The sequence below is a fragment of the Pseudomonas sp. TR47 genome (assembly GCF_044143025.1).
Taxonomy (GTDB): domain Bacteria; phylum Pseudomonadota; class Gammaproteobacteria; order Pseudomonadales; family Pseudomonadaceae; genus Aquipseudomonas; species Aquipseudomonas putida_E.
In genome coordinates, this window is the sequence record NZ_JBHFCS010000027.1 from 12,636 (window position 1) to 24,406 (window position 11,771).

9 protein-coding genes are annotated in these 11,771 nt (G+C 62.5%); 3 read left to right on the top strand and 6 right to left on the bottom strand.

Going from position 1 to position 11,771, the window contains the following annotated elements:
• Positions 1-168: 168 nt before the first annotated feature.
• From ACEWE8_RS22475 to ttgA, 3 genes are read right to left on the bottom strand one after another with little or no spacing between them, the layout of a single operon-like run.
• Positions 169-1,623 (bottom strand): AdeC/AdeK/OprM family multidrug efflux complex outer membrane factor, encoded by a 1,455-nt coding sequence (locus ACEWE8_RS22475; protein WP_046784917.1) that lies wholly within the window; start codon positions 1,621-1,623, stop codon positions 169-171.
• Positions 1,620-4,772 carry a multidrug efflux RND transporter permease subunit TtgB gene (ttgB, locus tag ACEWE8_RS22480; RefSeq protein ID WP_046784918.1) on the bottom strand — a complete coding sequence of 1,051 codons (3,153 nt, stop codon included), beginning with the start codon at positions 4,770-4,772 and terminating at the stop codon, positions 1,620-1,622. Before ttgB ends, ACEWE8_RS22475 begins: the two co-directional genes overlap by 4 nt.
• A 3-nt stretch (positions 4,773-4,775) precedes the next feature.
• Positions 4,776-5,930 carry a toluene efflux RND transporter periplasmic adaptor subunit TtgA gene (gene ttgA / locus ACEWE8_RS22485; RefSeq protein WP_046784919.1) on the bottom strand — a complete coding sequence of 385 codons (1,155 nt, stop codon included), beginning with the start codon at positions 5,928-5,930 and terminating at the stop codon, positions 4,776-4,778.
• A gap of 255 nt (positions 5,931-6,185) precedes the next feature.
• On the opposite strand from ttgA, the gene ttgR reads away from it, so the two are divergent.
• Positions 6,186-6,818, top strand: coding sequence for an efflux transport transcriptional regulator TtgR (gene ttgR, locus ACEWE8_RS22490; protein WP_046784920.1), 633 nt, complete (start codon positions 6,186-6,188; stop codon positions 6,816-6,818).
• Between the two features lie 71 nt (positions 6,819-6,889).
• Here the strand turns inward: ttgR and ACEWE8_RS22495 are convergent, their stop codons facing one another.
• Positions 6,890-8,341 (bottom strand): MDR family MFS transporter, encoded by a 1,452-nt coding sequence (locus tag ACEWE8_RS22495; RefSeq protein ID WP_046784921.1) that lies wholly within the window; start codon positions 8,339-8,341, stop codon positions 6,890-6,892.
• 383 nt (positions 8,342-8,724) lie between these two features.
• Here ACEWE8_RS22495 and ACEWE8_RS22500 point away from each other — a divergent pair, with 383 nt between their 5' ends.
• Positions 8,725-9,594 (top strand): oxaloacetate decarboxylase, encoded by an 870-nt coding sequence (locus ACEWE8_RS22500; RefSeq protein WP_046784922.1) that lies wholly within the window; start codon positions 8,725-8,727, stop codon positions 9,592-9,594.
• Between the two features lie 20 nt (positions 9,595-9,614).
• Here ACEWE8_RS22500 and ACEWE8_RS22505 read toward each other — a convergent pair whose 3' ends face one another.
• Complete coding sequence (locus tag ACEWE8_RS22505; RefSeq protein ID WP_168216568.1) at positions 9,615-9,755, bottom strand: hypothetical protein; 141 nt, start codon at positions 9,753-9,755, stop codon at positions 9,615-9,617.
• Between the two features lie 126 nt (positions 9,756-9,881).
• Entirely contained in the window at positions 9,882-10,790 is a 909-nt protein-coding gene (locus tag ACEWE8_RS22510) for a LysR family transcriptional regulator (RefSeq protein ID WP_046784923.1), read from the bottom strand.
• A 104-nt stretch (positions 10,791-10,894) separates the two neighbouring features.
• Between ACEWE8_RS22510 and ACEWE8_RS22515 the strand changes: the two genes are divergently transcribed.
• Positions 10,895-11,770: an MBL fold metallo-hydrolase gene (locus tag ACEWE8_RS22515; protein ID WP_046784924.1), complete on the top strand. Its 876-nt coding sequence runs from the start codon at positions 10,895-10,897 to the stop codon at positions 11,768-11,770.
• Position 11,771: the final 1 nt, after the last annotated feature.

Below are 11,771 nucleotides of genomic sequence, written 5' to 3' on the forward strand. Positions count from 1 at the left end.
TTGCTGGAGAGGATGGTGCGGGGAGGGCAGCAGTGAGGCAATTCGTCGCAAGCGGAAGCGGGCGATAATCGAACGGAATGTTCCAGTTGGTTAATTATTTGTCAGGCAGCGTTGTGCGCAACAAAAAACCCACCGCGAGGGGTGGGTTTTTTGTTTTTACCTGAACAGTCAGCTCTTCGGTGTTGCCGCCGATGCCTGCTGATTGGCCTGCCCGGTCTGCTCGTACCAGCCACCGCCGAGCGCTTTGTACAGGTTGACCTCGCTGGTCAGCTGCGACAGGCGATCGGTGATCAGCGACTGCTGTGCACTGAACAGGTTGCGCTGGGCGTCGAGGAAGGTCAGGTTGCTGTCGATACCGATGCGGTAACGGCGTTCGGCCAGGCGGTAGTAATCCTGGTTCGCCTGCACCAGGTCACGTTGCGCCTGCAACTGCTCTTCGAAGGTCTTGCGTGCCGCCAGGCCATCGGAGACTTCCTGGAAGGCGGTCTGGATGGTCTTTTCATACTTGGCGACGTTGATGTCCTTCTGGATCTTCGAGTAGTCCAGGCTCGCCTTCAGACTGCCGGCATTGAAGATCGGCAGGTTGATCTGCGGCTGGAACAGCCAGGTCCCCGAACCACCTTTGAACAGCCCGTCCATGTCCGGGCTCAGGGTGCCGGCGTTGGCGGTCAGGCTGATGCTCGGGAAGAACGCTGCTCGCGCTGCGCCAATGTTGGCGTTGGCGGCCTTGAGCAGGTGTTCGGCTTCCTGGATGTCCGGGCGGCGCTGGAGGATGTCCGACGGCAGGCCAGCCGGCACTTCCGCCAGCTGGTCGGCATCGAGCTCCAGCGGCTTGGGCAGGTTGGCCGGGATGCCGGTACCCACCAGCACGGCCAGGCTGTTGAGGTCCTGGGCGACAAGGCGCTGATACTGCGAATACTTGACCCGTGCCCCTTCCACGGCGGTGCGCGCCTGGCTGAGGTCGAGCGCCGAAGCCACACCGACTTCGTTGCTGCGGCGGGTCAGGTTGTAGCTTTCCTCGTAGGTCTTGAGCGTCTCTTCGGTCAGCTTGAACAGTGCCTGGTCGGCCTGCCAGGTGTAGTAGGCGTTGGCCACGCTAGCCACCAGGGCGATCTGCGTGGAGCGACGCGCCTGCTCACTGGACAGGTAGGTTTCCAGGGCCTGCTCGGTCAGGCTGCGTACGCGGCCGAACAGGTCCAGCTCGTAGGCGCTGACGCCCAGCGTGGCCGAGTACTGGCTGGTGATGTTGGCTTCGCCGGTGGTCGACAGGTCAGCCGGGACGCGCTGGCGGCTGCCGCTGCCAGTGGCCGAAACCGCCGGGAACAGGTCGGCGCGCTGGATGCGGTACTGCGCGCGGTAAGCGTCAAGGTTCAGTGCCGCCACGCGCAGGTCACGGTTGTTCACCAGCGAAGTCTGGATCAGCTGCTGCAGTGCCGGGTCGTGGAAGAACTGGCGCCAGCCCTGTTCGGCGGCGGCCACGTCGGCCGACTCGGTCGGCGAGTACGCAGGGCCTTGCGGCCACTGCGCTGCCACCGGTGCTTCCGGCGTCTGGTAATCAGGGATCAGCGAGCAGCCGCCGAGAATGAAAGCGGTTACCGCCAGGGACAACAAAGACTTGGTCATTGCCCAGCCTCATAACGTGGAGTTTCAGGGGTGGCGTCCTGTTCCGGCTTTTTGCTGCCGAACAGCGACGACACTGCGACGAAGAACAGCGGTACCCAGAAGATGGCCAGCACGGTCGCACTGATCATGCCGCCGATTACCCCGGTACCGATGGCATGCTGGCTGCCCGCGCCAGCGCCGCTGGAAATGGTCAACGGTACCACGCCGAGGATGAATGCCAGCGAGGTCATGATGATCGGGCGCAGACGCATGCGGCATGCCTCGATCGCTGCGTCATACAGGCTCTTGCCTTGTTCGTGCAGTTCCTTGGCGAATTCCACGATCAGGATCGCGTTCTTCGCCGCCAGGCCGATGGTGGTCAACAGGCCTACCAGGAAGTACACGTCATTGGACAGGCCGCGCAGGCTGGTGGCGATCAGCGCACCGATGATGCCCAGTGGAACGACCAGCACGACGGCGATCGGGATCGACCAGCTTTCATACAGTGCTGCCAGGCACAGGAACACGAACAGGACCGAGAGGGCGAACAGTGCCGGCATCTGCGAGCCGGAGAGCTTTTCCTCGTAGGACATGCCGGTCCAGGAGTAGCCGATGCCGTCCGGCAGTTCGCCAGCGATCCGCTCCACCTCAGCCATGGCTTCACCGGTACTGTAGCCTGGTGCCGGTGCACCGAGAATTTCCATTGCCTCAACGCCGTTGTAGCGCGACAGCTTGGGCGAACCGTAGGTCCATTCACCTGTGGCGAAGGAGGAGAACGGCACCATCTCGCCTGCACCGTTGCGCACGTACCACTTCTGCAGGTCTTCCGGGCTCATCCGGGCGTTCGGTTCGCCCTGGATGTACACCTTCTTGACCCGGCCGCGGTCGATGAAGTCGTTGACGTAGCTGGCACCCAAGGCAATCGACAGGGTGTTGTTGATGTCGGAGATGGTCACGCCCAGGGCGCTGGCACGTTCGTCATCAATGGTCAGCTGGTACTGCGGCTCATCGTTCAGGCCGTTCGGACGCACGGCGCTGAGCACCTTGCTCTGGGCAGCCTTGGCCAGGAACTGGTTGCGCGCTTCCATGAGTTTCGCATGGCCGACGCCACCACGATCCTGCAGGAATACGTCGAAGCCGGTGGCGTTACCCAACTCCAGTACCGCAGGCGGAGCAAAGGCGAACACCATCGCATCACGGAAGCTGAAGAAGTGCTGCTGGGCACGCTCGGCCAGGCCGAACACGCTGTTCTCCTTGGAGCGTTCGTCCCACGGCTTGAGCATGATGAACGCCATGCCCGAGCTTTGCCCGCGACCGGCGAAGTTGAAGCCGTTGACGGTGAACACCGACGACACGGTATCGGCTTCGTCCTCGAGCAGGTACTCACGCATCTGGTCAATCACCACCTGGGTGCGCTCGGCACTGGAACCGGCCGGTGTCTGCACCTGGGCGAACAGTACGCCCTGGTCTTCCTCGGGCAGGAACGCGGTAGGGATGCGGGCGAACAGCCAGATCATGCCGACGACGATCAAGGCGTAGCCCAGCAGGAACGGCACCTTGTTGCGCAGGATGGTACCCACGCTGCGCTCGTAGCCGTTCACGCTGCGGTCGAAGTTGCGGTTGAACCAGCCGAAGAAGCCACCTTTGGCCACATGGTGCTCGCCCTTTTTGAGCGGCTTGAGCATGGTGGCGCACAGCGCCGGGGTGAAGATCAGTGCCACCAGCACCGACAGGCCCATGGCCGAGACGATGGTGATGGAGAATTGCCGGTAGATCACACCCGTGGAGCCGCCGAAGAAGGCCATCGGCAGCAGCACTGCCGACAGCACCAGGGCGATACCCACCAGCGCGCCCTGGATCTGCTCCATCGACCGCTTGGTCGCCTCTTTGGGCGGCAAGCCTTCCTCGGACATGACCCGTTCGACGTTCTCCACCACGACGATGGCGTCGTCCACCAGCAAGCCGATGGCCAGGACCATGGCGAACATGGTCAGGGTGTTGATGCTGAAGCCCGCGGCGGCAAGGATGCCGAAGGTGCCCAGCAATACCACCGGTACGGTCATGGTGGTAATGATGGTGGCGCGGAAGTTCTGCAGGAACAGGTACATCACCAGGAATACCAGGACCACGGCTTCGATCAGGGTGTGTATGACCCCGCTGATCGATTCGGTGACCACCGGCGTGGTGTCATACGGGAACACCGCCTTGACCCCTGGCGGGAAGAACGGCTCCAGGTCGCTGATGGTCTTGCGCAGGGCCGTGGCGGTATCCAGGGCGTTGGCGCCGGTCGCCAGCTTGACCGCAAGGCCCGAGGCCGGCTTGCCGTTGAACTGGGCGCTGATGGCGTAGTTTTCGCCGCCCAGGCCGACCTGGGCAACATCGCGCAAGCGAACCTGCGAGCCATCGCTGTTGACCTTGAGCAGGATATTTTCGAACTGCTCGGCGGTCTGCAGGCGAGTCTTGCCGATGATGGTGGCGTTCAGCTGGGTGCCGGGTATGGCAGGCAGGCCGCCGAGCTGGCCGGACGACACCTGCACGTTCTGCGCGGCGACCGCGGTCTTGACGTCGACCGGAGTCAGCTGGAACTTGTTCAGCTTGGCCGGATCGAGCCAGATACGCATGGCGTACTGTGCACCGAACACCTGGAAGTCACCGACACCTGCCGTGCGCGAAATCGAGTCCTGCATGTTGGAAACGATGTAGTTGGCAAGGTCATCCTTGGTCATGCTGCCGTCTTCGGACACCAGGCCGATCACCATCAGGAAGTTCTTCACTGCCTTGGTGACGCGGATACCTTGCTGCTGCACTTCCTGCGGCAGCAGTGGGGTGGCCAGGTTCAGCTTGTTCTGTACCTGAACCTGCGCGGTATCGGGGTTGGTGCCCTGCTCGAAGGTGGCGGTGATGGTCATGCTGCCGTCGGAGTTGCTCTCCGAGGACACATAACGCAGGTTGTCGATACCGTTGAGCTGCTGCTCGATCACCTGCACCACGGTGTCCTGCACGGTTTGCGCCGAGGCGCCCGGGTAGGTCACGGAGATGGCGATGGCCGGCGGCGCGATGCTTGGGTACTGGTTGATCGGCAGCTTCAGGATCGACAAAGCGCCGACCAGCATGATCACCAAGGCGATCACCCAGGCGAAGATCGGGCGATCGATAAAGAACTTCGACATGGTTTACTCCGCTTTGGCGTCTGCTTTGGCCGCGCTGGCCTGATCAGGGCTGCCCGGTTTCTTGACGTTGGTGGCATCGCTGACCTTGACCTCGACACCCGGGCGCACGTACTGCAGGCCCTCGGTGATCAGGCGGTCGCCCGGGTTCAGGCCTTCTTCGATCAGCCAGTCGCTGCCCAGGGTGCGGCTGGCCTTGAGCTGGCGCAGTTCGACCTTGTTCTCCTGGTTGACTACCAGCGCGGTCGGTGCACCCTTCAGGTCACGGGTCACGCCTTGCTGCGGGGCCAGGATGGCATTGCTGTTGACCCCGGCCTTGAGCCGCGCGTGCACGAACATGCCGGGCAGCAGGGTGTGATCAGGGTTGGGGAAGATGGCGCGCAAGGTCACCGAACCTGTGGTCTCGTCGACCGCCACTTCGGAGAACTCCAGGCGACCTTCCTGCTTGAACAGGCTGCCGTCTTCCAGCACCAGCTGGACGGACGCGGCGTTGTCGCCGGACTTCTGCAACTGGCCGCTTTCCAGGTCACGGCGCAGCTTGAGCAGCTCGGCGGTGGACTGGGTGACATCGACGTAGATCGGGTCGAGTTGCTGGATGGTGGCCATGGCATTGGTCTGGCCATTGCTCACCAGCGCACCTTCAGTGAACGACGAGCGACCGATACGACCGCTGATCGGCGCCAGTACCTTGGTATAGCGCAGATCGATCTGGGCACTTTTGAGCGCTGCCTCGGCCTGCAATCGTTTGGCATTGGCGTCGTCGTATTCCTGCTTGGACACCGCCTGTTCGTCTATCAGCTGCTTGTAGCGCTCGGCCAGCGAGCGGGTAGCCTGGAGGTTGGCCTGGGCGTTGGCCAGGGTGGCCTCGTATACGGCAGGGTCGATCTGGTACAGCTGCTGACCGGCCTTGACGTCGCTGCCTTCCTTGAACAGGCGCTTGAGAATGATGCCATTGACCTGAGGGCGCACTTCGGCAATGCGATAGGCGCTGGTGCGCCCCGGCAGCTCGGTGGTCAAGGTGAAGGCCTGGGGCTGGATTGTCACGACGCCGACCAGAGGAGCCTGTGCTGCGGGCGCGGCTTCTTCTTTGTTACAGCCACTTAGCAGAGTTGCCAGGGCGACGGCGGAAACCAGAGCGGTAACGGCTGGCTTGAATTGCATGAGGATCCTCGGGTCGCTAGAGCAGGGAGACGCTCAAGAGTAATGGAAGAGTCTTGTCAGAAAAAATGCTATCAGGTGGATAAATAGCTTACTAACGAATATACTTACATTCATGGTTGTTTGTAAATACCGTTGGGTAGTACTTGGCTACTATCCGGCCCCTTGATTAGCCCATCCGGAGGCACCCTTCAGAGGTGACCCCGGCGGATTCCCCGCAAGCAACGTGCCTGCGGGCCCAGATGAGGTTGTACTGCCATGGTCCGTCGAACCAAAGAAGAAGCCCAGGAAACCCGAACCCAGATCATCGAGGCGGCGGAAAAGGCTTTCTACAAGCGTGGGGTTGCGCGAACCACCCTGGCTGACATCGCCGAACTGGCGGGCGTGACCCGCGGTGCTATCTACTGGCATTTCAACAATAAGGCGGAGTTGGTGCAGGCGCTGCTCGACAGCCTGCACGAAACCCATGACCACTTGGCGCGTGCCAGTGAAAGCGAGGACGAACTGGACCCACTCGGCTGCATGCGCAAGCTGCTGCTGCAAGTGTTCAACGGGCTGGTGCTCGACGCCCGGACCCGGCGTATCAATGAGATCTTGCATCACAAGTGCGAGTTCACCGATGACATGTGTGAAATTCGCCAGCAGCGCCAAAGTGCGGTGCTGGATTGCCATGAGGGCATTACCCTGGCGTTGGCCAATGCCGTGCGCCGTGAGCAGTTGCCGGCCGGGCTGGATGTAGAACGGGCAGCCGTGGCCCTGTTTGCCTATGTCGATGGCCTGATCGGGCGCTGGTTGCTACTGCCAGACAGCGTCGATCTGCTGCGCGATGCCGAAAAATGGGTGGACACCGGGCTGGATATGCTGCGCTGGAGCCCTGCCTTGCGCAATTGACACTTTGTTAAGGATTGTGAGGGAGTGTTTTCCCTGAGCATTAAGGGATGATTAAAACCTAAGGTGCTCCCTTAGCGCCCACGCAACTGCCGGTCCGGCAATGCCACTGCCGCCACCAGCCCCAGCAGCGCCACCGTGGCGCTGCCCAGCAACAGGTGCCTGAAGGTTTCCAGCAATCGTGCCTGGGTTGCAGGATCCGCTTCCCCAGCCTGCAGGCTCCCCAGCAACGGATTACCCGCCAATTCGAACCCACCCTGATGCAGCAGTGCCAGCAGTACGCTGGACATGCAGGCCACGCCCATGGCGCCGCCAAGTGAGCGGAACAGATTGGTCGTGCTGGTGGCCACGCCGATGTCCTTGCTATCCACAGCGCTCTGGGTGCCTACCAGCGATGTCGGGAACTGCAGCCCACAGGCGATGCCTGTGAACAACATGAAAAGCGCACTGAGAACGCCCGACTGCGGTGGGGTGATGGCCATGGCGAAGATCGCCACCGGCATCAGCAACGCACCGGCGAGGATCTGCGGCTTGTAGCGGCCAGTGAAGCTGGTCATGCGCCCGCCGGTGAATGCACCGATGGGCAGGCCGATGGCCAAGGGCAGCAGGTGCAGCGCGGCGCTGTCGGCCCCGGCCCCGGTGATGCCCTGGTAGCGCAGGGGCATCAGCATGGTCAGAGAGATCGATTGGAAACTGGCGAAGAAAATCACCGCCCAGCACAGCACGGCCACCCGGTTGCCGAACAGCTCCAGTGGCAGCAACGGTTCCTGGCAACGACGTTCATGCCCGATGAACAAGGCTGTGCCAAGCCCGGCACAGGCGAACAGGGCCATCACGGCAGGCGCAGTCCAGGCGTGGCCCTGGCCGACCAGGGTAATGCCCAGCAGCAGGCTGCCCAGGCCAAGGATCAACAACACCGCCCCCACATAGTCCACCTGGGCCTGGCGGCGTTGCACGGGCATGCCCTCCAGGGCGCGGTGGATGGCCCACAGGGCGGCCAGGCCCAAGGGCAGGTTGATCCAGAACACCCAGCGCCACGACAGGTATTCGGTCAGCCAGCCACCCAGTACCGGCCCGGCCACGCTGGCTGCGGCATACATGCTGCTAAAATAGCCCTGGTAGCGGCCACGCTCCCGGGGTGGTACGAAGTCGCCAATGATCGCCTGGCTCACCGAAACCATGCCGCCCGCACCGATACCCTGCAGCACCCGCGCCAGCACCAGCTGCTGCATGTCCTGGGCCAGGGCGCAGGCGATGGAGGCCAGGGTGAACAGGCTGATGCCGGTAAGGATCATGCGGCGGCGCCCATACAGGTCCCCCAGCTTGCCGTAGATCGGCACTGCCACGGTCATCGCCACCATGTAGCCCGATATCACCCAGGCCAGCAGCCCGACGTCATTGAACCGGGCGGAGATGGCAGGCAGTGAAACGGCGACGATGGTCTGGTCGAGGGCGCCAAGGAAGATGGCCAGCATCAACGCGGTGAGGACGCTGCGCAGGGCGGTCGGGGGCAGTGCGGCGGTCACGGAGGGGCACCTTGTTTGAAAGACAGCAGTGGCTTTGCTGGCCCACGAGGGGGCTGGCACCAAGACCGCAATTGTAACCTGACTTAGGTAGCTACCTATGTACTATCAGCATCGCCCATGCAAGATCGGCATTGGCGCATTCATCCAGTGCTGCATGGCTGCGTGATATCGTGCATGGACCGCAGAGCCTTGAATCCGCGGGTCGCACCAGCTTGGTGCGGCATGATGTCGCAGGATTCCAGTGCCGCTGTATCCCACACCTTTTATTCCTCTGCCTGCATGTCGAGCATGAGCGCCCCGATGGCGACGGTTGGAACAGGTCAGGTAGACCCGATTCAGGGGTCGGTAGCAACCGTTCAATTTCACGTATAAGCGGAGTGATCATGCCCAAGGCTTCCCATCAAGATCTGCGTTTTGCCTTCCGCGAGCTGCTCGCTTCAGGTTCCTGCTATCACACGGCCTCCGTGTTCGACCCGATGTCGGCGCGTATTGCCGCTGACCTGGGCTTCGAAGTCGGCATTCTCGGCGGGTCGGTCGCCTCGCTGCAGGTGCTGGCCGCACCAGACTTCGCCCTTATCACACTGAGTGAGTTCGTCGAGCAGGCTACCCGCATCGGCCGTGTGGCCCAGCTGCCGGTGCTCGCCGATGCCGACCACGGTTATGGCAATGCGCTGAACGTCATGCGCACGGTCATCGAACTGGAACGCGCCGGTGTGGCTGCGCTCACTATCGAAGACACGCTGCTGCCGGCCCAGTTCGGGCGCAAGTCCACCGACCTGATCCCGGTCGAAGAGGGCGTTGGCAAGATCCGTGCGGCGCTGGAGGCCCGGGTCGACTCGTCGCTCTCGATCATCGCCCGCACTAACGCCGGCGTGCTCAGCACCGAAGAAATCATCGTGCGCACCCAGAGCTACCAGAAGGCCGGTGCCGATGCTATCTGCATGGTGGGTGTCAAAGACTTCGAGCAACTGGAGCAGATCGCCGAGCACCTCAGCGTGCCGCTGATGCTGGTGACCTATGCCAACCCGAACCTGCGCGACGATGAGCGCCTGGCACGCCTTGGCGTACGGATCGTGGTCGATGGCCATGCCGCCTACTTTGCCGCGATCAAGGCCACTTATGACTGCCTGCGCCTGCAGCGCGGCCAGCAGAACAAGTCGGAAAACCTCACGGCCACCGAGCTGTCGCACACCTACACCCAGCCTGAGGACTACATCCGCTGGGCCAAGGAATACATGAGCGTCGACGAGTGACCGGCATTGCGCCGTTCGGCTCAGCGGACGGCGCTCAAGGTGGCGGTGTGCGGCACGCAGTGCGCCTGCTCGCAACTGGCTGCCGCGTTGGGCTGGCTGCGTAGCAGCTCGGCGCGCCAGCAGGCGGAGCCGTAAAGGCCGACGGCTGCAGTCATTGCCATGACAAGGGCGACTCTTCTTGATTTGATGCCCATGGTGCTCACCTCCTGTTGCAAAAACAGGTGATACCTCAAGCATAGGTCAATCACAGGTGGACGCTTGACGCAACAGCCCGGTTGCGCGGCAGTTCACAACAAATCTTTATCCCACTCCGGTTCGTCCCTGAAGCGCTGCGCCAGAAAATCCAGCATGCTGCGCAAGGTCGCCGGCATATGCTTGCGTGATGTGTACACCGCATTCAGGTTCAGCTCCTGCGGGCGTGCATCAGGCAGCAGGCGCACCAGTTCGCCTGTACGCAGGGCCGCGGCAGCCTGGTAAGTCGGCAGCATGGCGACCCCCGCACCGGCCAGTGCCGCCTTCTGCAGGGTCATGGCCTCGTTGGCACTGATATTACCTTCGACCGGGACAGTGATCGGCTGGCCGCCCACTTCGAAATGCCAGACGCTGTGGCCGAAGTAGGCATGAGTAAGGCAATTGTGCTGGCTCAGCTCCTCAACCCGTTGCGGGGTGCCATGCTCATGCAAGTAGGCGGGTGCCGCGCAGACGACTGAGCGGCATACAGTGAGGCGCCGGGCGATGAGGTTCGGGTCCAGGTCGTTGCTGGTGCGGATGGCCAGGTCGATGCGCTCGTCCACCAGGTTGACCGTGCGATCAAGCATCTGCAGCTCGACTTTCACCCCAGGGTAGCGGCGCACATACGCGGCTACCGCATCCACCAGTTGTGCCTGGCCGAATGAGGTACTGACGCTGATGCGCAGGGCGCCACGGGGCGCATCCGCCGGTTGCTGCACGGCGGCCTGCAGGTCGCCGGCCAGTTCCAGCAGATGCCGGCAGCGGGGCAGGGTCTCCAGGCCAGCGGCGGTCAGGCTCAATTTGCGCGTGGTGCGCTGCATCAAGCGCGCGCCAACCCAGTCCTCCAGCTCGGCGAGGTAGCGCGAGACCACCGGGCGGGACAGCTGCAGTTGATCGGCCGCCGCCGACTGGCTGCCCAGGTCGACGACGGTGACAAAAACGCGCATCGCGTTCAAACGGTCCATGATTTGCCCGATTTCAGAAACAAACTATGTTCGAGCATCGCATTTTTTGTCATGGATCGGGCAACTAAGCTGTTGATCATTCTTCTCGCGGACGGTCACAGAGCATGTCGATATACACTCCCTTGCGCAGCCTGGTGCTGGCATGTGTCGCCCTGGCTGGCCAGGCCCAGGCTGCCGAGCCGTTGCAACTGGACATTTACAACCCAGGCCATGAGGCCATCTTCCCGGTCAGCTCGGTAATCGTCAGTGGCGAAAAGGACGCCATCCTGGTCGACGCCCAGTTCGGCAAGGCCCAGGCCGAACAGCTGGTGCAACGCCTGCGTGCTGGCGGCAAACACCTGACGACCATCTACATCAGCCATGGCGACCCGGACTACTACTTCGGCCTCGACACCCTGACCCAGGCCTTCCCTGAGGCCAGCGTGGTTGCGTCGGCCGCCACCGTTGCCCATATCCGCCAGACCATGGATGCCAAGCTGGCTTACTGGGGCCCGCAGATGGGCTCCGACAAACCGGCGCGGCTGGTGGTGCCACAGGTGCTCGATGGCAATCGCCTGATGCTGGAGGGGCAGCCGCTCGAAGTCATGGGGCTGGATGGCCCGCAACCTGAGCGCAGTTTTGTCTGGATTCCGTCGATCAAGGCGGTGGTGGGTGGGGTGGTGGTCTCCGAAAACATCCATGTGTGGATGGCCGATACCCAGTCAGCCAAGTCGCATGCGGATTGGCTTGGCACGCTCAAGCATATCGAGCAGCTGGCACCGCGTACTGTCGTGGCCGGCCACTACTTGGGGCAGAGCGATCATTCGCTCGATGCCGTGCATTTCACGGCGAGCTACATCCAGGCGTTCGATGTTGAAGCGGCCAAGGCCAAAGACGCCGATGGGCTGATCGGCGCAATGAAGAAGCGTTACCCGGGCCTGGCCGACGAGAGCTCGCTGGAGCTCGGTGCCAAGGTCGCCAAGGGCGAGATTAAGTGGTAAT